The organism is Bacillus andreraoultii (assembly GCF_001244735.1).
Lineage (GTDB): Bacteria > Bacillota > Bacilli > Bacillales > Caldibacillaceae > Caldifermentibacillus > Caldifermentibacillus andreraoultii.
Map to the genome: position 1 here is coordinate 760944 of NZ_LN868937.1, position 20393 is coordinate 781336.

At 36.7% G+C, this 20393-nt stretch carries 24 protein-coding genes and 3 pseudogenes; 17 read left to right on the plus strand and 10 right to left on the minus strand.

The genetic code is table 11. The features are described from left to right. Nucleotides 1-144 precede the first annotated feature (144 nt). On the plus strand, nucleotides 145-666 hold the full coding sequence (locus BN2144_RS08765) for a DUF5412 family protein (protein ID WP_033827895.1): 522 nt from the start codon (nucleotides 145-147) through the stop codon (nucleotides 664-666). Nucleotides 667-692: 26 nt separating this feature from the next. After that, nucleotides 693-932 carry a hypothetical protein gene (locus BN2144_RS19690; protein ID WP_139017879.1) on the plus strand — a complete coding sequence of 80 codons (240 nt, stop codon included), beginning with the start codon at nucleotides 693-695 and terminating at the stop codon, nucleotides 930-932. On the opposite strand, the pseudogene BN2144_RS19155 reads toward BN2144_RS19690, so the two are convergent. Continuing rightward, nucleotides 891-1052 (minus strand): annotated as a pseudogene (locus BN2144_RS19155) (transposase); the annotation flags it as partial. The gene BN2144_RS19690 and the pseudogene BN2144_RS19155 sit on opposite strands and share 42 nt — an antisense overlap. A gap of 498 nt (nucleotides 1053-1550) precedes the next feature. On the opposite strand from BN2144_RS19155, the gene BN2144_RS08775 reads away from it, so the two are divergent. The 3 genes from BN2144_RS08775 to BN2144_RS08785 are packed head-to-tail and all read left to right on the plus strand — an operon-like array spanning nucleotide 1551 to nucleotide 3787. Continuing rightward, entirely contained in the window at nucleotides 1551-1874 is a 324-nt protein-coding gene (locus tag BN2144_RS08775) for a PadR family transcriptional regulator (protein WP_033827897.1), read from the plus strand. Further along, nucleotides 1871-2719, plus strand: a complete 849-nt coding sequence (locus BN2144_RS08780; protein WP_033827898.1) for a permease prefix domain 1-containing protein — start codon at nucleotides 1871-1873, stop codon at nucleotides 2717-2719. The genes BN2144_RS08775 and BN2144_RS08780 overlap by 4 nt, the downstream gene beginning before the upstream one ends. A gap of 33 nt (nucleotides 2720-2752) precedes the next feature. Further along, the gene (locus BN2144_RS08785; protein WP_033827899.1) at nucleotides 2753-3787 is read left to right on the plus strand and encodes a TolB-like translocation protein; all 1035 of its coding nucleotides are present in this window, start codon (nucleotides 2753-2755) and stop codon (nucleotides 3785-3787) included. A gap of 87 nt (nucleotides 3788-3874) precedes the next feature. Here BN2144_RS08785 and BN2144_RS08790 read toward each other — a convergent pair whose 3' ends face one another. Next, a complete protein-coding gene (locus tag BN2144_RS08790) occupies nucleotides 3875-4252 on the minus strand; it encodes a hypothetical protein (RefSeq protein ID WP_050632268.1) in 378 nt (125 codons plus the stop codon). Between the two features lie 266 nt (nucleotides 4253-4518). Here BN2144_RS08790 and BN2144_RS08795 point away from each other — a divergent pair, with 266 nt between their 5' ends. Continuing rightward, complete coding sequence (locus BN2144_RS08795; RefSeq protein WP_033827900.1) at nucleotides 4519-7725, plus strand: DEAD/DEAH box helicase; 3207 nt, start codon at nucleotides 4519-4521, stop codon at nucleotides 7723-7725. A gap of 307 nt (nucleotides 7726-8032) precedes the next feature. Here the strand turns inward: BN2144_RS08795 and BN2144_RS08800 are convergent, their stop codons facing one another. Genes BN2144_RS08800 through BN2144_RS08805 form a run of 3 tightly spaced genes read right to left on the minus strand, consistent with a single transcriptional unit; the run spans nucleotide 8033 to nucleotide 9240 of the window. Beyond that, nucleotides 8033-8728: an HAD family hydrolase gene (locus BN2144_RS08800; RefSeq protein WP_033827901.1), complete on the minus strand. Its 696-nt coding sequence runs from the start codon at nucleotides 8726-8728 to the stop codon at nucleotides 8033-8035. Continuing rightward, complete coding sequence (locus BN2144_RS20610; protein ID WP_268258027.1) at nucleotides 8725-8850, minus strand: hypothetical protein; 126 nt, start codon at nucleotides 8848-8850, stop codon at nucleotides 8725-8727. The genes BN2144_RS08800 and BN2144_RS20610 overlap by 4 nt, the downstream gene beginning before the upstream one ends. Nucleotides 8851-8907: 57 nt before the next feature. Continuing rightward, nucleotides 8908-9240: a winged helix-turn-helix transcriptional regulator gene (locus tag BN2144_RS08805; RefSeq protein ID WP_033827902.1), complete on the minus strand. Its 333-nt coding sequence runs from the start codon at nucleotides 9238-9240 to the stop codon at nucleotides 8908-8910. Nucleotides 9241-9642: 402 nt separating this feature from the next. Between BN2144_RS08805 and BN2144_RS08810 the strand changes: the two genes are divergently transcribed. The 5 genes from BN2144_RS08810 (at nucleotide 9643) to BN2144_RS08830 (ending at nucleotide 14031) form a co-directional block, all read left to right on the plus strand. Next, nucleotides 9643-10713 carry an LLM class flavin-dependent oxidoreductase gene (locus BN2144_RS08810; protein WP_033827965.1) on the plus strand — a complete coding sequence of 357 codons (1071 nt, stop codon included), beginning with the start codon at nucleotides 9643-9645 and terminating at the stop codon, nucleotides 10711-10713. Beyond that, nucleotides 10710-11276, plus strand: coding sequence for an NADPH-dependent FMN reductase (locus BN2144_RS08815; protein ID WP_033827903.1), 567 nt, complete (start codon nucleotides 10710-10712; stop codon nucleotides 11274-11276). Before BN2144_RS08810 ends, BN2144_RS08815 begins: the two co-directional genes overlap by 4 nt. Before the next feature lie 403 nt (nucleotides 11277-11679). Continuing rightward, complete coding sequence (locus BN2144_RS08820; protein ID WP_268258044.1) at nucleotides 11680-12837, plus strand: YbfB/YjiJ family MFS transporter; 1158 nt, start codon at nucleotides 11680-11682, stop codon at nucleotides 12835-12837. Between the two features lie 84 nt (nucleotides 12838-12921). Continuing rightward, nucleotides 12922-13125, plus strand: a complete 204-nt coding sequence (locus BN2144_RS08825; RefSeq protein WP_033827905.1) for a tautomerase family protein — start codon at nucleotides 12922-12924, stop codon at nucleotides 13123-13125. Beyond that, entirely contained in the window at nucleotides 13126-14031 is a 906-nt protein-coding gene (locus BN2144_RS08830) for a TIGR01777 family oxidoreductase (protein WP_033827906.1), read from the plus strand. It abuts the gene before it with no gap. 114 nt (nucleotides 14032-14145) lie between these two features. Here the strand turns inward: BN2144_RS08830 and BN2144_RS19160 are convergent, their stop codons facing one another. Then, nucleotides 14146-14277, minus strand: coding sequence for a YuzL family protein (locus BN2144_RS19160; protein WP_075047818.1), 132 nt, complete (start codon nucleotides 14275-14277; stop codon nucleotides 14146-14148). Between the two features lie 293 nt (nucleotides 14278-14570). Between BN2144_RS19160 and BN2144_RS19905 the strand changes: the two genes are divergently transcribed. Next, entirely contained in the window at nucleotides 14571-14717 is a 147-nt protein-coding gene (locus tag BN2144_RS19905) for a hypothetical protein (RefSeq protein WP_154665504.1), read from the plus strand. Between the two features lie 82 nt (nucleotides 14718-14799). Here the strand turns inward: BN2144_RS19905 and BN2144_RS08835 are convergent, their stop codons facing one another. Beyond that, entirely contained in the window at nucleotides 14800-15246 is a 447-nt protein-coding gene (locus BN2144_RS08835; RefSeq protein WP_033827907.1) for a hypothetical protein, read from the minus strand. 266 nt (nucleotides 15247-15512) lie between these two features. Here BN2144_RS08835 and BN2144_RS08840 point away from each other — a divergent pair, with 266 nt between their 5' ends. Further along, on the plus strand, nucleotides 15513-16757 hold the full coding sequence (locus BN2144_RS08840) for an aminopeptidase (protein WP_033827908.1): 1245 nt from the start codon (nucleotides 15513-15515) through the stop codon (nucleotides 16755-16757). Between the two features lie 65 nt (nucleotides 16758-16822). Here BN2144_RS08840 and BN2144_RS08845 read toward each other — a convergent pair whose 3' ends face one another. Next, a complete protein-coding gene (locus BN2144_RS08845) occupies nucleotides 16823-17125 on the minus strand; it encodes a hypothetical protein (protein WP_033827909.1) in 303 nt (100 codons plus the stop codon). 438 nt (nucleotides 17126-17563) lie between these two features. Here BN2144_RS08845 and BN2144_RS08850 point away from each other — a divergent pair, with 438 nt between their 5' ends. From BN2144_RS08850 to BN2144_RS08855, 4 genes and pseudogenes are all read left to right on the plus strand, one after another. Next, nucleotides 17564-18343, plus strand: coding sequence for a Cof-type HAD-IIB family hydrolase (locus BN2144_RS08850; RefSeq protein ID WP_033827910.1), 780 nt, complete (start codon nucleotides 17564-17566; stop codon nucleotides 18341-18343). A gap of 60 nt (nucleotides 18344-18403) precedes the next feature. Beyond that, nucleotides 18404-18541, plus strand: coding sequence for a hypothetical protein (locus tag BN2144_RS20365; protein WP_154665505.1), 138 nt, complete (start codon nucleotides 18404-18406; stop codon nucleotides 18539-18541). Then, nucleotides 18525-18899, plus strand: a pseudogene (locus tag BN2144_RS19515) (glycosyltransferase); the annotation flags it as partial. The gene BN2144_RS20365 and the pseudogene BN2144_RS19515, both read left to right, overlap by 17 nt. A 167-nt stretch (nucleotides 18900-19066) precedes the next feature. After that, on the plus strand, nucleotides 19067-19576 hold the full coding sequence (locus BN2144_RS08855) for a GNAT family N-acetyltransferase (protein WP_033827911.1): 510 nt from the start codon (nucleotides 19067-19069) through the stop codon (nucleotides 19574-19576). 57 nt (nucleotides 19577-19633) lie between these two features. On the opposite strand, the gene BN2144_RS20960 is transcribed toward BN2144_RS08855, so the two are convergent. Both BN2144_RS20960 and BN2144_RS08860 read right to left on the minus strand, forming a co-directional pair. Beyond that, nucleotides 19634-19867: a hypothetical protein gene (locus BN2144_RS20960; RefSeq protein WP_407638064.1), complete on the minus strand. Its 234-nt coding sequence runs from the start codon at nucleotides 19865-19867 to the stop codon at nucleotides 19634-19636. After that, a pseudogene (locus BN2144_RS08860) lies at nucleotides 19868-20314 on the minus strand (ATP-binding cassette domain-containing protein); the annotation flags it as partial. Nucleotides 20315-20393: the final 79 nt, after the last annotated feature.

Genomic DNA, 20393 nt, shown 5'->3' on the forward strand with positions numbered 1-20393 from the left:
TCATTAAAAAGTTATTTGAAGATTTATACTAGGGGTTCATAATCAAATTTAAATTATGAACCCGTCCAGCTGTTTTCAACAAATATACTTTTTATCTTATTTTCATGTGTATAGCTGAAATATTAAAAAAACCAGGGGGATATTATGGATAAAAGATACAATCTATGGTCTTTTTATTTAACACTTTTATGCTTAGGATTAGTGGTCGTTTCATTTTCCTCTATTCAATACAATAATTGGTTAATCACACCGCCCAACTATATAGTTCTCTTAGTTAGTGGATTAACATTTATTTTGGGAGTTATTGGTTTTAAATATAATCGGAATATGATTGCAAAAATTAGAGGCTGGTTTACAGTCGTGTTATCATTTTTAATATCAATCGCTCTTTTTCTAGTTATTTGTTTATCATTATGGGTGGATGACTATATGGAAACTGTACACTCCCCGGATGGTCACTATACAATTGATTTTTATCGTTATGATCTAGGTGCAGCAGGTTCGTTTGGGGTAAGGGGAGAATTAAATGGACCACTTTGGTTTAAAAAGCATATTTACATTCAAAATAACAGTGAACAAGTGAATGTTAAGTGGGTAAATGACAGTACGATTTCGATTAACAACTATATTTTAAACTTAAAAGAAGGCGAAACATACGGGTATTAGTTTTCTTTTTTAAAAGTGATTTCTATTTGATGAAATCAACTACAGTTATAGGTGATGATCAATGGAAAGATGATCGCTTATTTTTGTTGAATGATGCTGTCAAAAAAGCAATAGTCAATTTTTCTAATGTAACCAAGCATATCAATCAAACAATCAAGAACGAGTTGGAGAATCTGCGGGACACGGTTATTGGAACGGTTAATTTATCGTATTTAAATGTTTTTCTAAATTTTTTTGTTCAAAGCGAAATCCAATTTACCGTGTAGAAGAAATACCATGGCAATAATATTCTTTTCTGAACGATATCCTCTTGCCGTGCGTTTTGCAGCTTGAAATACGCTATTGATGCCTTCTAACAATCCATTATTTAGTTTTGATGAGAACCAAAATCCTTAACTAAATGATGCTCGAATTCAGCAATATCCATTTCATTTAAAATCTCTTTAACCTGCTCACTTGTATAATCACCGGAATAGCTCTTAGTCTACTTACACCTTAATTTTTCTGTCCAGTTAAGTGTAGCCTATTCAATTCGTTCTTCAAGATTTTAGAGAAGAGAGGATATTAAGTGGGATATCCTACGTAAAGGTGCTATAGTCGTGACGAATTCATAATCCAATATAATAAACCAATGTCAATTATTTGGATTGCCTACGTAGTTATAGCTACATATTGGGTATTTATAGCAGTTCAAGACGCCCAATTAACCCAATTTTTTTATCAAAATGGTCGTCTACAACTCATCTACGTGACCGATTACCCAAGTTTTTCATCAATTTGGGCATCTATACCTACTCAAGCTGCACATATACCTAAATTATTTACTATACCTTGTAAAGCGATGTACATCGTGTTACAATTTAATTGAAAAGGGGTGACAAAAAGTGGACAAGGAAATGTTGAAAGGAAGTATCGATCTTCTTCTTTTATCACTGATTAAACAGCGTGATTTATATGGTTATGAAATTACAAAGTTATTAAAACAACTAAGTGACGATCAGTATGAAATGAGTGAGGGGACATTGTATCCGGCATTGAAACGGCTGGAGCGGAATAAATGGGTTGAGTCGTATTGGTCTGAAACAGCATCTGGCCGAAGAAAGTATTACCGAATGACCGAATCCGGCATAAAAGAACTGGAGAAAAAGCGAAAAGATTGGAATTTTGTTGAGCAATTAGTGAAAAAAAGTTCGGAGGGTCTCGTATGAAATCAAAGTTAGAACAGTATGTGGAGAATATTGTATGTTACACAGAAGGTTCTAAGCAAGAAAAAGAAGACCTTTTTGAAGAATTGCTCATTCATCTGGAACTTTCTCGGGACAATATTATGAAAGAAGAAGGAATCGGGCAAGAAGAAGCGGAGGAATGGGCGATGAAACTTTTTGGTAAAGAAGGAGAAATTGGCAGTGGAATTCAACAGGCTCTTTTTCCGTATCGAAAGGAATTAATGTTAACGTTAGCCATTTCGTCAATTCTTGCTACCATTACGATTTATTTAATGAACTTATTTATTGAAGGTGATGCAGTCATCGGGTGGCTTTTAATATCAATGGCAACAGGTGGATTGTTACTTTTTTTACCACTTAACCAACGCTTCCATATCAATCGGAAATTATGGTTGAATAGTTTGCTCGTTGTTCATATATTGACTCTCCTGTATGGTGTATTAATTGTTAGTTACTTAGACTATGCTACAGTTGGTTTGGCAATTTGGTTATGGCTAAATATCGCGATAAGTTTGGCACTTGTTTATCGAACAACAATTTATGATTTTAGTCCAGACGAAAAATCCATGAAGTTATTGCACGGGATTAACATTCTTTTAGGAGCTGTCATTACCTTCTTGTCCTTATTTTTTATGTTCGGTGGTTTAGTCATGATTGGAATTCATCCAGCAGTGTTGATTTTTCTATTACCAATTTTATTTTGGATTGGTAGTTATTTTGTTCAAGTGAAAGTTGCTAAAAGAAACATAAAAACAGCCATTTCATTAGGCGCAACGTTGACTATTTTATTACTCGTTATTGTATTTTGGTTGTTTTTCCCACGGTAATGAATTAAGGTCTGTGACGAAAGGAATTTTGGGATGAAGCGAAAAAGACTAATCATTTTATTCATCTGTTTACTCGTACTAACGGGTACCCTTGTTGTCCTTGGGTTAATGTTTAATAAAACAGAGAGTGAAAAAATTAATGGGCTTACGAATCAGTATGATGTGTCTGCTAGTGGACAGATTGCCTTTGTGAACTATGAAAATGGGAAGCCACAGTTATTTTTATATAATGAAAAGCGTTCTACTCGTGAGTTGGTGGCCGAGTTTGATGAAAATACGTATATTTTTGATCCAACATTTTCTCCGGATGACTCGATGTTAGCTTATGTTACGTCGAATAAAGATAAAGAAACGAAGCTGAAGAGTACGGTTCATCTTTTTGATACGGAACAAAAAGAGAGTAAGGATTTGTTTACTGATACTGCAACCATTACCGAGCTTGAATTTTTACCGAATCAGTCGGCATTACTTTATTTACGGTCAGGCACATTTGAAAACTACTCACCGATTGCAGGAAAACGTCCACATGGTTTCGATGTATATGCCTATCAATTTAGCGATAAAGCACAGAGGCAGCTTACACACTTTGATCAATATAGTATGATGTCTTTACGTGTGGACACAGATGGTAAGCGGATTTTCATTCAGAAAGATGATGATGCGAACGTAACAAATGCAGACGAATCATTCGAAGTTAAACAACGAATTTTTGAAATTCCATTGGAACAACCGGATAAAATAAAAATAGCTTCAGATTCGGCTCGTGATGTCGATATTTATAGTTTTATATTGTTACCTTCTGGAAAGGAAATGATTTTTCAATCAGTCAGCAATCCAGATAGTAGCGGGACATTTGAATATGAATTATATCGATATAATATGGAGACGAAAGAAGAGAAGCAATTAACCCATTTTGGAAAACATGCAAGTGATCCGATTGTAAGTATGGATGGGGAAATTATTTATTTCATGTTGGATACGAACTTTGGTAAAGGGAACGCGGAATATCACTTATATAAGATGAACAGTGATGGAAGTGGAGCGGAAGAGATTACATTTAGTAAGTAATTTTGGTCAACTAGTGGGCTGTCTTAGGGAAAGGTGCAGGACAGCTCTATTCGTAATTCTATAAAAAAATAAACCGTCAGTTGACGATTATTTCATTTTGTTTAATTCTGCTTCTTGTTTAAGTGATCTCATTCCTAGTAAATGAATAAGTTGCTCGTGCTCATCTTGGTTTTCTAAAATTTTCTTCGTGCGCTCGTCTATTTCACGAACAGCCTGTTTGATTCCTTGCTGCTCTTGCTTTATTTTTACTATGTCTTTCTTCATTCCTTGCTGCTCGAGCTTTATTTCTATTATATCTTTTTTCATTCCTTGTTGTTCATGCTTTATCTCTACTATGTCTTTCTTCATTTCTTTTTGCTCGTTCTTAACTTCACTTATGTCGGATTCAATTTGACTCAATCTAGTATTCATCTCATCAATTTGACTAACTTTTCCAAGTATCTGCTGCAATAGTTCAGTGTCCATAATGCATTCCTCCTACAAATATTATATGCAAGTTTGAAGCAAATACAAATAAGGGAAGAAGTAGTTACAGCATAAAGAAGAGATTTTATCCACCTCTTCTGAATTAGTTAAATACATGTTATCATACAAACGTTAGTTTGTCTATATGAAATTTATCTATTCTTAATATTTTGTTAAAATCCACTACTAATCGATAAAATAACAATTCCATGATAAAATAAGTACAGTTCTTCTGTGAGCGGTAAGAAAGAGGAGGCGGTAAATCAATGGATATAAAGCTTAATCAAAAAATCATTAAAGAACTTTGCGGGACCGTCTCTTTCAAAAGAGGGCAAGCGTTCTGTCGAGCAGAAAAAGTAGAAATTCATGTGGATAAGTCTGATTTCGTTAAAGCAACAGTATATGGAGCAGAGGATTTTCATGTAGAAATTAAAAATATTTCAGTAGGGAATTTTCAAACGAGCTGTAGCTGCTCGCAATTACTTGATTTTGCAAAACCATGTCAACATGTAGCAGCTGTTTTACTTATGATTTTTGAACAACAAAGCTTAGGGGCGGTTACCCAATTAAGTAATGAACAGACCTCTCGGGAAGAGAATCTTTCAAATGAATTTATCCGTTTATTTCAACAGCGACAGGCACGTACGACTGGTCATCAAATTCACTTCGAACAACGAGAAGTACTAGATGTTCATTTCACGTTACTACCGATAAAACTTGAACAGCATTCCTGTTTTTTTGGTATAAAGGTAAGTATTCAAGGTTTCGAAATTCGGGATATACGGAAACTTTTACAAGATTTGAAGGGGGGCAAGCGTAGTGAGATTACATCGCAATTTACCTATGATTCAAATGAACATTGCTTTCCGGTTGAAACGGATACGGTGCTTCATCAATTAATTCGTGTGTACCGTGATGAAGAAGCTTTTTTTACTAGCTTAGGAACCCACTTGAATGTTCGTCTTCCAAAAGAAACGCTGCTCATTCCACCGACCATTTGGACAAGCTTTTTTCCTCTATTAAAAAAAGCCTCATCTGTATCAACTCAACAAAACGGGCGAGAATATAATGGGTTGCAAGTTGTTCATCAGTCATTGCCCATTCAATTTTCTGTAGAAGAACGTGATTCCGAAAACATTCATATGATTATACGTGGACTAGAAGGAATGGTTATTATGAATGGTTATCAAGTGATTGTTCTGGAAGGAAAAATTTTCCACCTAGATGAGGAGGATTTTGAACGTTTCATCCAATTGAAAGAAATGGCTACTCATACAGGGACAAATACTATTCCGATTCCACGCCAACAACTACAATTTTTCCTAAAAAAAGTTGTTCCTAGTCTGAAAAAAATTGGCGATGTTCAGCTGTCACAGTCGCTGACAGAACAAATGTTGAGAGCACCACTTGTCGCAAAATTATATTTAGATCGCGTAAGAAACCGTCTGCTCGCGGGCATTGAATTCCATTATAATCATATTGTAATTCAGCCGTTAGAAAATCATGAACCAGCCCAACTTGTTGTGAGAGATAGAGAAAGCGAAAATGAGATTCTCAAACTAATGGAGGGGAGCGGATTTACAAAAACTGAAGGCGGCTTTTTTATGCAAAATGAAGCGTTGGAATATGAGTTTTTGATTCATACGCTACCTAAATTACAAAAGCGGACACAAGTTTTTGCAACTACCGCGGTACGAAATCGAGTTGTAACAAATCAAGTGCAGCCGAAAATTCGTGTGAAAATGCATAAAGAACGGATGCACTGGCTTGAATTTAAGTTTGAAATGGATGGCATTCCAGATAGACAAATTAAGGAGATACTAGCTGCACTAGAAGTGAAAAGAAAATATTACCGTCTCCCAAATGGATCCCTATTGTCGCTAGAAACAAAGGAGATGGAAGCTATTCGCGCATTTCTTGAGGCAGAACCAATCCAAGATGATGATTATGAGGCGACACTGGCAAGACCAGTATTAGAAGGCTTGAAATTTCTAAACATCATTGGAGATACTTCCGTTTTTGCACCGGAAGAATCATTTCGTCAGTTTCTCAATCAACTACTACATCCAGAGACACTTGATTTTGATGTACCACGAAGTTTGGCATCAATTTTACGAGATTATCAAAAAACTGGTTTTAAATGGATGAAGCTTCTTTCACAATATGGATTCGGTGGGGTGCTAGCCGATGATATGGGGCTGGGGAAAACGTTACAAAGTATAACATTTATTGTGTCTGAACTTGAGACGATTCGTGCGCAAAAAGCCCCCGTTTTAATCGTTTGTCCCACTTCATTAACATATAATTGGTTGAATGAACTGCTAACTTTTGCCCCGGAAATTCAAGCAATCGTTATGGATGGGACGCAACTGGAGCGGAGGGAACTTAGGAAGGAATTGGAGAATGGGGATGTTCTAATAACTTCTTATCCGATTTTGCGTCGTGACTTGAAGTGGTTTGAGAAGCAATTTTTTCATACAATATTTTTTGATGAAGCTCAAGCGTTTAAAAATCCATATACCCAAACAGCTCGCTCGGTGAAAAAGTTACAGGCAAATCATCGTTTTGGCTTAACTGGAACTCCGATGGAAAACGCAATTGAAGAATTATGGTCAATTTATCACGTTATTTTCCCACAGTTATTCCAAGGATTAGAGGCGTACAGCCATTTAACAAGGAAAGCTATTGCAGATCGTGTTCGTCCGTTTATGCTTAGGCGGGTAAAAGAAGATGTGCTAGATGAATTACCGGCAAAAGAAGAGACACTTGTTGTGTCTGAACTATTGCCAGACCAAAAGAAGCTTTATGCAGCATTTTTAGCAAAATTAAAGGAAGAGACATTAAAACATCTTGATAAAGAGACATTTCAGAAAAATAAAATTAGGATATTAGCGGGTTTGACGAGGTTGCGGCAAATTTGTTGCCACCCAGCGTTGTTTGTGGAAGATTATCAAGGAAGTTCCGCAAAATTCAAACAGCTTTTTCAAATATTAGATGAAGCAAAAATGTCCGGAAGGCGAGTATTAATTTTTTCCCAATTCACGAAAATGCTAGACCTCATCGGAAGGGAACTGACAAGTCGTGGTCGGTCGTATTTTTATTTAGATGGAAGTACGGCGCCTGAAGAACGAGTAGATCTTTGCCGAAGATTTAATGGGGGAGAGCGGGATTTGTTTTTGATTTCTTTAAAAGCGGGTGGTACCGGATTGAACTTAACAGGGGCGGACACGGTTATTTTATATGATTTATGGTGGAATCCCGCGGTTGAAGAACAAGCAGCTGACCGAGCACATCGCATCGGGCAAAAGCATAAAGTCGAAGTCATAAAATTGGTTGCACGCGGCACGATTGAAGAGAAGATGAATGAACTTCAAGAAAAAAAGCGAAAACTCATTGCTGATATTATTGATACAGAGGGAAATGAATCGACTGCACTAACGGAAGAAGACATTAGGGAGATTTTGAGGATTTAGGCGATTTAAAATGGTTATCTAGAGTAGTCATAGATGACCATTTTGTGGTGAAAAAGGAAGAAACGATCATCTAGAAGAGTTGTAGATGCCCAAATCGTGGTGGAAAAGCTTGAAGCGGTCATCTAGAATGGTTGTAGACGCCCAATTCGGGGTTAAAACAGAGGGTCGTATGAGCAGGACTATTTGAAATGTGCATATCCCTCAAAATATGATAATGAGGAATGTTGATAATCAAGATTTGAAACAAGAAGAGGGGCATCCGGAAATCAAAAGGACATTTTCCTGGACAGCCCCTTCCCCATTTTTATTATAGAATCGTCCGTAATTCTATTAAACGTTGAATCTCCGAAAATGGTTCATGGTTTGTCATACGTATTCTCCTTCGATGATTAAACCAAATAGACTGCCATCCAGCTTCGATCGGTCCGACAACATCATTTTCCCAAGTGTCACCGATATAAAGGGTTTCCTCAGGGGATATATCTGTTTTATCACATGCGTATTGAAAAATGGCTGAGTCGGGTTTTGCCACACCTACTTCATCAGAAACAAAAATAAACTCCTTTGAAATAAACTGTTTTAGTCCGAGCAATTCAATTTTTTTGTTTTGATGATCAGTGGGACCGTTTGTAATTATACCAAGTTGATAGTTTCTTTCTTTTAAATAGAAGATGACATCAAGAACCTCAGGAAATAATGTTAAATGATTTAGTGCGTCCTCATACGTTTGTTGGAATTGTTCTGCTTTTTTTAAAGATATGGGAAATTGAAAGTTGCGTAACGTACGAGTGATGCGTTCCGTTCGCATGTCTTGTATGTCTATTTCCCCTTGACAGTATATTGGCCAAAGTTCGTCACTTACTTCTCGAAACTTTTTATAAACAGTTTGAATCGATGTACCTTTATCAAAAGTAGGAAAAACCGTTTGAACGGATTTGAAAAATGGTTGCATATGATCGTGTAATGTATCATCTAAGTCAAAAAATATCGTCTTCAATGTCATGACTGAACTTCCCTACCAGTCATATTAAAGATTTCCCCATTAATTCCTTCATATTGTACGTCTTCCCCTTGTTTTAAGTATTCTGCATATGTTTTCGTTTCATTTTCTTGTGGAAAAGTCATGGGAACCCCCCTTTTCGATGAAAAATGAGAAGTTCAAAAATTAGCCCTCAATTTTCTTTATTTCCGTTGTTGTTTGTGCATTGCGTGTTTCATTCCCCACTCGTGCATGGCATGGAGGATTGGTTCGAGTTCCTTCCCGTATTCAGTAATGGAGTACTCAACTTTTGGTGGTACTTGAGGGAAAACAACCCGTTCGATAATATCTTCCTCTTCTAATTCCCGTAAATTTTTTGTTAACATTTTCTGTGTAATGTTCGGGATACTGCGTTTTAATTCGCTAAAGCGCATCGTCCCGTTTTTTAATAAATGAAGCAAAATAATTGGTTTCCATTTGCCAACAATAATTTCAAGCGCGTTCTCAACCTTACATAATTCGGGTTCGATATTCATTGATTCCCCTCCGTTCCTATCATTTGTATTAACAAACCAATCATGTGATAGACCAATAATAGATTCCTACTACTAGTATCATTTTGTGAAAAAACATTTACGTGTTAGATCAATTAACGGGTAACCTTCTATAAGTATCCTTTTGTATACTATACCACTTTTGGGTGCGTACTTACATCAGAATTCATTTACCGTTACAATAATAGTAGGAAGTAATAATTGTAATAGTTAACCTTGTTCAAAAAGAATGGTACTTGTTTTGTGGTGAAGGAAATACTCGATCAGGGGGAATAGCTAACTTTATTCTGTGAATCCCACTTTCTATAGTTCGGGGATAAATGGAAAACGTGATAAGACTATTTTTAAATAGTTAACATAGAAAGAAGGTTTACATTAATGGGAATGGAAAAATATCGTATTGACGTAAGGAATGGATTAGAGTTCGGGATTTATACATTAGGCGATCATTTGGCTAATCCGTATACCGGTGAGCGAATCCCAGCAAGCCAGCGACTTCAAGAAATTATTGAAATTGCAAAGTTAGCGGAACAGGCAGGGATTGAGTTTATTAGTGTGGGGGAAAGTCATCAAGAATATTTTACAACACAGGCACATTCTGTTGTGTTGGCCGCAATAGCTCAAGCGACGGAAAAAATTAAAATTGGTAGTTCTTCTACAATCATAAGCACCTCAGATCCGGTTAGGGTTTATGAGGATTTTGCAACGATTGACTTAATTTCCGATGGACGTGCAGAAATTATTGCTGGTCGAGCATCACGTGTTGGACTTTTTGAATTATTAGGCTATGACCTTCATGATTATGAAGAGCTATTTGAAGAAAAGTTTGAGTTGTTGTTGGAAATTAATAAGAATGAAGTAGTTAACTGGAGTGGTGAATTTCGAGCACCACTTAAAAACGCGAAAGTACTACCGCGACCGAAAGAAGGTTCACTTCCGATTTGGCGTGCGGTCGGCGGTACTCCTGCAAGTGCATTAAAAGCTGGTTATCAAGGTGTTCCAATGGCGCTTGCGATGCTCGGTGGACCTGCTTCATATTTTAAACAATCGATTGATACATATCGAGAGGCACTTACAAGGCGTGGGTTTAACCCAGCTGATTTTCCCGTTGCAACAACAGGTTTTTTCTATACTGCAGAAACAACACAGCAAGCGTTAAGCGAATATTATCCTCATATAAATGAAGGGATGAAGTTGACGAATGGTCGTGGTTTTGCAAAACAATTATTTGCTCAAGGTGCAGATCTGCGTAGCATTATGAATGTTGGTAGTCCACAGCAAGTGATTGAAAAAATTCTTTATCAATATGAACAGTTCGGTCATCAACGGTACATGGCACAAATGGATTTTGGTGGAGTTCCGTTTGATAAAATAAAACGTAATATTGATGTAATTGGTACGGAAATTTTGCCTGCGATTAAAAAATATACAGCAAGCAAGGGGGAGAAACAATGAAGATTGTTGGATTATCGGGCTCAAAAGTCGGTTCAAAAACGAGAACAGCTATGAATGCAACAATGAAAGAGTTGAAGGAAAAATATTCTGAGGTTGAGTTGACCTTAATTGATTTGGCGGAGTATGACGTACAGTTTAGTGATGGGCGCAACTACTTGGAATATGAAGGTGATACAAAATATGTGACCGAAACGATTATGGATGCAGATGCTATCATTATTGGTACGCCAATTTTCCAAGCTTCTATTCCAGCGACGTTAAAAAATATTTTTGACTTGCTTCCAGAACGTGCTTTTGAAGGGAAAGTGGTAAGTATTATCGTAACAGCTGGCTCATCGAAACATTATTTAGTCGCGGAACAACAACTAAAACCTATCCTCTCCTATATGAAAGCGCAAGTTATTCAGTCTTACGTTTTTATAGAAGAAAAAGATTTTTATCGGAAAGAAATTATTAATGATGATGTGTTTTTCCGGATACAAAGGTTAGTAGAGGATACAGTTGTTTTAACTGACACTTACGGAAAAATTCGTGCAGAAAAAGAAGCGGAGTATGGGTTTTAGTTGCTTTTTAGAGGGAAGATTTCGGTCTTTCCTCTATTTTTTGTAAATTAAACAATGAGCGAGATTTGAACTTGCAAAAGTCTAAGGAGAAATCAACTTTTAAAAAATGGACAAGATAAAAGGGTATTGAATGAACAATGAATGATTCTATCAACGGTTTAATGGAGCTATTAATGAAGACATGGATATGCTTTATGATAAAGTTGAACAAAGCAATACTAGAGACTACTAGTAATATAAAAAAGGAAGCAATGGTAGCCAACAATACAAACTGGTATAATAAAAATAGATAAATCTGAATTTTTATTATATAATAACAGGAAATTTAAGTATTGTCACTGACTGTATTTGAAAAAGGTGGTGGGTATTAACGAAGAACTTAGTTTTTACTTTAATTGGTGGTATATTTTCATTAACGATTGCTATGGGGATTGGTCGTTTTGCCTATACGCCGCTTCTTCCATTGATGCAAGATGATTTGGGATTTTCTGATACGGTGGCTGGGTTATTGGCAACAAGTAATTATGCTGGTTATTTAGTTGGAGCACTTTTGGCAAGTATTATACCTACGAAAGAAAAACGTACATTTTGGTTAAAAGTTAGCTTAGTTAGTAGTGTGGTAACTACGGGGCTAATGGGATTGTCACATGCTTATTTAATTTGGCATTTGCTTCGTTTTTTCTCTGGGGTTGCGAGTAGTTTTGTATTTGTTTTTGCGTCTAGTATCGTTCTCGATAAGTTAGCAAGAAGAGGAAAGACAAGTTGGTCCGGATTCTTTTATAGCGGTGTTGGGTTCGGTATTTTCTCATCAAGTCTCTTAATCTCATATATTCATCATTCTGTTCAATGGGAAATGCTCTGGATTGGTCTAGCTGCTTTATGTGGGATCCTCACCTTATTCGTATCTGTTTGGGTGAGAGATAAAGAACCGATTCATGAGTGTGCGGAGAAAGTAATGACTCCTAAACATTTTTCAAAAATGGATTCTAAACGATTCTTGACGTTCTTACTAATTGCATATGGATTAGAAGGATTAGGATATATTGTGACAGGTACGTTCATTGTGTCAATTGCAGAAAAAACAACTACTTTTAACCAACAAGCTACAGCAATCTGGACGGTTGTCGGATTATCGGCCATTCCTTCTTGTTATCTATGGGCAAAATTTGCAAAGAAAATCGGGGATGTACAGGCATTAATTACTGCTATGGTGCTGCAAGCTGTTGGAATTACACTTCCAGTCATTTGGAATGCAGAAGTGAGTTTTCTCTTATCAGCCATATTATTCGGTGCCACTTTTATGGGTATAACGACTTTAGCAACAACTTTAGCAAGAGAAATAGATTCCGAGAATAGTAGTCGAATAATTGGTATAATGACTACAATTTATGCTTCTGGTCAAATGATTGGCCCTGTGATTGCTGGGAGTTTCGCAACATTTACTGGAAGCTTTCATCTCCCGTTAATTGGTGCCGGAGTGTCTGTTTTAATGGGTTCATTCCTTCTTGTTTTATCTAAGAAAAAAATAAAGAGTTCAAATGAAAGTCAATTAAATTATTGATTTCGGGCTAGGTTACCAATAGAGAGTGAACTGAGACAAACGAACAGTCTAAACGTCAATATATGATTGAAAGGGGAAATATAAATGCCATACGTGAATATAAAGATAACGAAAGAAGATGTTACACCAGAAAAGAAAGCAGCGTTAATTAAAGGTGCGACCCAATTATTAGTCGACGTTCTAGGGAAAAATCCGAACACGACCGTCGTTGTCATTGATGAAGTGGATACCGATAATTGGGGAATTGGTGGAGAGACGGTAACTGTTCGGAGGGAGAAGGGATTGTAATTGAAAATCATCATTGCAGGTGGTTCGGGTTTTATTGGTAAAAAGTTAACGGAATATCTTATTGAACGAGGGCACGAGGTTGTCGTTTTAACACGAGGAGAGGGAAGGGCTTCAAAAAATATAACGTATGTACAATGGTTAACGAGTGGGGCTACTCCAGAAAAAGAACTTGGGCGTGTTGATGTATTTATAAATCTTGCCGGTGTGTCGATTAATCAAGGTAGATGGAAAGTGAAGCATCAAAGGGAAATTTATACAAGTCGGATGGGAGCAACTGGTGAGTTATTGCGAATCATGCAAGCTTTACCAAACAAGCCAAAAACATTCATTAATGCGAGTGCCATTGGAATTTTCCCTACATCACTAGAAGCTACATATACGGAAGATTCAATGGAACGAGCGGATGACTTTTTAGGGAAGACGGTTTCTGATTGGGAACGAAAGGCAGAAACAGCCGATAATTTTGGCGTACGCACCGTTTTTATGCGCTTCGGAATGGTGTTAGGAGCTACTGATGGTGCGTTACCACTTATGGTACTTCCGTATAAATTATTTGTCGGTGGAACGGTTGGTAATGGAAAGCAATGGGTATCTTGGGTTCATATATGTGATGTCATTCGGGCCATTGATTTTGCTATTGAAAATAAAACGATACGCGGACCTGTTCACGTAACGGCCCCTACACCTATAAGGATGAAAGAGTTTGGTAAAACAATCGGGAAGGTACTGAAACGCCCTCATTGGTTTCCAACCCCAGCATTCCTTTTGAAAATAGTACTTGGAAAAAAGAGTCAGCTCGTCGTTTTTGGACAGCGTGTTTTGCCAACCGTATTGCAAAAACATGGTTTTCAGTTTAAGTACCCGAAACTGGAAACGGCTTTAACAGATTTGTTACGGAGAGAATAAATTTTTTCGTTGAGATATGTCTGTATAATACTTGTGAACATGAAAATAGTCGAGGGGCGTTCTATAAAAAGACGCCCCGGATCTATTGGACATTTTGTCTGTTCAAATAGTCAATTACTTTTTATATTGGTTATTCTGACTATTTTTCTTATCGACATGAGCTCGTTCTCCACCCGGCCCGGCATTCCCTTTAACACTTGCCGCACTAACACCTGCTTTTGATGGATCTTTTTTTAACTTTGCCATATTTATCACCTCAAGAATAACGTACCCTTGAAGGTGAAAAATATTTATTTCATTGCAAGGAATTTTTTATGTAGAAAGTTGAATCCCCATATAAATCGCCATCCCCATATGATGATGGCCGACAGTTGATTCAATTGTCTAAGTAATTTTCCTTCTGTATCAGTCCCACCAATTTCCCCTCCTAATTAAAATAATCATCATATACGAAAGCTATGTTAATAAATTTTGCAATAAATAATTTAGCTGATTTTAAGAGAAATTAAAGGGGAGTACTTTTGAATGGAGGGATTTATTTGGCTAAAAAAGAAAGGCTTAATGAAGAAGCTGCATTAAACAACAACTTAGGTGCATCTGTTTTGAAAAGTAATGATGAAATACGTAAACAACAAAAGAAACCAGCGATTCAAAAAGGTAATAACGAAGAAATAAGGAGAATTTAGCGGAAGGAATTGTCTAAATCAAGTTTTTTCAATCACCCCAAAGCGAGGTTTTACAACGGACTTAGGGGTGATAGGATATCATCTATTCCTTTTTAATACTTTTCTTCAATTTCTCTATATAAGGGGAAGCTATATCCCATAATGGTTTTAACTCTTTTACTGTATCTTGGAAGAGAGAAGCTGTTTCCATTATCTGATTAATATCAATGGTTGTACTTGTTACCTCTTCGTGTTGTTTATTATGATTTACCCTTGGACGACCAAACAGCCAGTCACGTTGACGGTTTTGTGCATTGTTATGAAGTTTCTCGTTAGAATCAAAGTGCTGTTGTCTTGTACGACCGAACAACCAATCTTGGTGTTGAGTGGTCTGATTATTCTCGAGCTGATTTGTATTGGGAAGCTCTTTGGGTTCCATGTTCGATACATTCTGTTCTGTTTCCATGGCTTCATTATTTTCACCGTGTTCATTGTGACTAAAGTGATCAAGCCGAAACCATTGTGAAAATGGGTCTTTTCGTTGTTCCACGATGCATCCCTCCTTAACTTGAATTTTTTGTAGAGGAGTCTTTAAAATAAGTTCCTTTAGTAGCAATATACGTACTTGATAAATAAGTAACTAAACCGTTGTCTATAAAAAGAAAAATAGGTTTTGGAAAGGAAAAATGATAAGCCGAAACCTTTTATCAACTTAAAAATATAGGACAAGTCAAAATATATTTTCCTGACTCTCTTGCAGAAAATGGAAAACTATGTTGATATTAATGATATACATACAAGATTGGAGGAATGAAGATGGTTTTACCAAACTTTGAACAAAATTTACAGAAATATGCGAAACTACTTGTTGTGAAGGGGATAAATGTTCAACCAGGCGATTGGGTAAAAATGACAATTGCTGTTGACCAAGCTCCTCTTGCACGTCTTATTACAGAAGCGGCCTACGAACAAGGAGCTGAAAAGGTTATTGTAAAATGGGGAGATGATGCAATTAGTAAGATGCATTATCAACACCAACCAGTTGAGGTTTTAACAGATATTCCAAGTTATGAAATTGAAGAAGTGGAAGACCATGTATTAAATCATCGAGTTTGCCGTCTTTCCATCGTATCAAGTGATCCAGGATTACTAAATGGGATTGATCCTGAAAAAATTACTGCATATCAAAAAGCTGCATCAAAAGCCTTTAAAGCACAACTGACAGCAACACAAAACGATGAAGTAAAATGGACGGTTGCTGCTGCGGCTGGTACAGGATGGGCAGCTAAAGTTTTCCCTGACCTTGCAACTACCGAGGAACAAGTTGATGCATTATGGGATCAAATTTTCAAAACATGCCGTGTCTATGCGGATGATCCGATTGCCGCTTGGGACGAACATGTTCATACATTAAAAGAAAAAGCGGATAAACTAAACGAAATCCAATTCCAAGCATTACACTATACTGCACCTGGTACAGATTTCACAATTGGTTTACCGGAAAATCATATTTGGGCCAGTGCAGGAAGTGTAAATCCAAAAGGTGAGATTTTTATTGCGAATATGCCAACGGAAGAAGTGTTTACTGCACCGGATACACGCCGTATGGATGGTGTCGTTCGCAGTACAAAACCTTTAAGTTACGCCGGAACACTTATTGAAGGTATAGAAGTTCATTTTAAAGATGGAAAAATTGTTGATATTACTGCTGAATCAGGCGATGAAGTAATGAAGAAATTAGTATTTGAAAATGAAGGTGCAACAGGTCTTGGGGAAGTAGCCCTTGTTCCAGATCCATCACCAATTTCTCAATCAGGTATTACATTTTTTAATACACTATTTGATGAGAATGCATCAAACCACTTAGCGATTGGTTCTGCATACCCGACAAATGTAGAAGGTGGAACGAAGATGAGTGATGAGGAGAAGAAAGCGCATGGTATTAATACATCTCACGTCCATGTCGATTTTATGATCGGCTCAAGTGAAATGAATATTGATGGAATTAAAAAAGATGGTACAATTGTTCCGATTTTCCGAAATGGTGATTGGGCAATTTAATAATAAAAAACAGGGGCGATTATGTTTTGCCCCTGTTTTTTTATTGAGTCTCGTTAACCGTCGTTTTAACTATTTTGCTCAGTTAAACTGCGGAGCTTTTTTTCATGTTGTATATTTTTACTCGTTAAGAAATCAACAGTCTCTTGAGTTTCCTTTAAATCATCACGGAGTCGGTCAACTTTTTTCTCAAGTCGATTAAGTCTATTGTTTACTTCGGTAAAGCCAGTATCCACTTTTTCTTCAAGGCGGTCAACTCTTTCTTCAAGTTTATCCATTCGACTATCAAGTTGGTCAAACCTCTTATTCATATTTTCTGAATGATTTTTTAGTGCTGAGAGAATTTCTTTTAATAAAGTTTTTTCTTCCATTACCACCACTCCTATTATAAAAATTATATTGGAACAGTACGAATTTTGAAAGGGAAAGCTGTGATGTAAAATAAGGAAGTGGCAAACATATGTTCCATATTTATATTAACTAATAAATAGAGAAAAGTCAATAAATTATCGCTTTAATAAACTGTTATTATTGCGATAGTATGCCCATTCTTGAAAAATTGATTAAAACGACTAAATCTTTTTCTTGCCTAATAGGAAAGTATAAATGTTCAAATTTCTATTCTCCTATAAGCATAAGCGCACAAGGAAGGCTTCGAGCATTGCATCACAGCCGAAAAAAAGCTTTTTCGACGAACTCTAGTCTCTTGGTTGCCAAAAGGTTCTAGAACCCTTGAGTTTTCTTTATTGACTTGAAACGCGTTTCATCGTTTACACTAATAAGTAATCATATAAATGTAGGTGATAAATATGAACAACCATAGTATAGTCTTCTTTGATATTGATGGAACATTGTTGAATGAAAAAAAACAACTCCCAAAATCAACAAAAGAAGCAGTTTTTAAATTAAAGGAAAAGGGACACAATGTAGCAATTGCAACTGGCCGTGCCCCCTTTATGTTTAGAAGTTTGCGAAAAGAATTAGAAATTAATACATATGTTAGCTATAACGGTCAGTACGTTGTATTGAATGGTGAATTACTTTTTACTAATCCTTTAAACCCTTCTGCTGTAGAAAGGATTACAGAACTAGCTTTTCAAAATAATCATCCTGTTGTCTATATGGATCATAATGATATGAAAGCAAATGTGATGGAACATTCTTTTATACGTGAAAGTATTATGACGCTGAAGATTGACCGTTATCCAACTCTTGATGCCGATTATTATAAAGGCCGCGAGTTATATCAAATGTTATTATTTTGCGTAGAAGGTGAAGAAAAACAATATGAAGAAGCCTTTCCAGAGTTTGACTTTATCCGTTGGCATCCGCTAGCTGTCGATGTGCTCCCTAAAGGTGGTTCAAAAGCAATCGGAATTAGAAAGATTACGGAAAAATTAGGTTTCCCAGAAGAACGACAATATGCTTTCGGAGATGGACCGAATGATATTGAAATGCTATCGCAAATCTATAATAGTGTAGCAATGGGGAATGCGGAAGAGGAAACGAAATCGGTCGCAAAATATGTAACAAAATCTGTGGAGAATGATGGGATTGAATATGGTTTGAAAATGGTCGGGTTGCTGTAGACGAGTTTTCATAATTGGGAATTGGCGGTGGTTTTAGATTACTTCATACAGTAAATAATAGTGGAAGTCACGTGGAGTGTTTTACGTGACCGCTTTACGGGTGGAGGATCAGCTGGGCATGTCACCCCAAATATCGCCATTATTCACGAAATAAAAAACGAGTATGAGAGAGGTGATACATGGTTATCGTCAATTTGAGTATGCTCATGAGGAGTTGGCCGATGTTTTAGCAGCAGCGGATGTCGTTATCACTAGAGGTGGTTCCAATTCCATATTTGAATTTTTAGCTTTATAAATCTCGATGTTAATTATTCCGCTGATGTTGCAACAAAGTCGAGGTGACCTAATCCTTAATGCCAAATCCTTTGCTGAAAGAGGTTATGCCCTCATGCTAGAGGAGGAGCAGTTGACAAAAGAATCTTTATTGGACCACTTAAAAATAGTAATGAGCCAAAGTGAAAGATTTAAAAATAATATGAAAAACTCTCAAAAAGCAGATGCGATAGATGTCCTCGTAAAAGAAATCCGTGCAGTTGTCAACGGAAGCACGACTTAAAATTGCGAGCTTGTCTGAATGATAATAAACGGATAGGGTTTTCAAATTGATTTTTCTCGATTTGATGTCGGATTTTTACTTAGAATTACGGGGGAGTTCTATCTAATTGAAAAACGAGTTCAAAAAGCCGATTAGGTATTAAGAATAAATTCTAGGGGAAAAAAGAAATGTTTATAGTTTGTAAGGCTGATGAAAGTCATGCTGAGGGGATTAGCAAAGTTTGTACAGAAGGGTATTGGACAACATATCAAGAGCTATTTACAAAAGAACATATTGAAAGAGTGGTAGAGGAATTTTATAACTATGAGCGGATATTAGGTGAAGTGACAAACAGTGATCGAAATTGGGGTGGATATTTTGTCGCAGTGGAAGATGGTGTCGTCGTCGGTGCTGGTGGCGGCGGAATGATTGGTGAGACGACTGGTGAATTATTTGTCTTATATGTGAACCCGAACCGTCGCAATGAAGGAATAGGCACTATGATTTTGGATGCGGTGACAAACCAACAAATGGGAGAATTCAACGCAACTGAACAATGGGTTTCCGTTGCCAAGGGAAATATGAAAGGCATTCCGTTCTATGAGGCAAAAGGATTTGTCTTCAAACATGAACGGATAAGTTATTCAAATAGTGAAGATGAAGATTATGTTTCATTGAGATACTATCGGAAATTATAAGGTGAGGGGACTATGATAATTGTTGTTTTATTATTTTTTAACGATGTCCAAGCATACTTAATCATGGTGCAACTCCCTTTCTTTCAAGGTTCCACCTACAATTTCAATAATGCGCTGCCCTTGATGAGCAACAACTTCATCATGAGTAGCTAAAATAATCGTATGACCTTCTTGATGAATCTCCTTAAGTAGATTTAAAATATTATCTCGATTTGCAAAATCTAAATTCCCTGTCGGTTCATCACATAATAATATTTCCGGTTCTGTAATTAGTGCACGAGCAATTGCCACACGCTGTTGTTCACCACCTGAAAGCTCGTTTGGTAAATGATTTATTCGATGAGACAGTCCAATTTTGTCAATAATTTGTAGTGCTTTTTGTTGGATTGAGCTCCTTTTCCGATAAGGGATGAGTGGAAGCATCACATTTACCAAAACAGAAAACTGGGGCAATAGTCGAAACTGCTGATAAACGAAGCTGACTTTTGTACGCTGAAGTGATTTCTTTTGTTTATCTTTCATTTGATAGATGTTCTCTTCATCAACAATCACAGTTCCGTTAGCCGGTATTTGTAATCAGCCAATTAATTTTAGAAACGAAGTCTTTCCTGAGCCAGAGGATCCAATAATCGATACCCATTCTCCCGTTTCGATTGTAGTTGACACATCATTCAAAACAAATATAGATTGATTGGTCTGTGCTTGATATGCGACTGTAATATTTTTTATTTCTATCATGAAGATCCCCTCTATTCGATAGAGGTCTACCCGAGGTTCGGATAGACCTCCTCCCCTATTTTTATCTATATAAATAAAC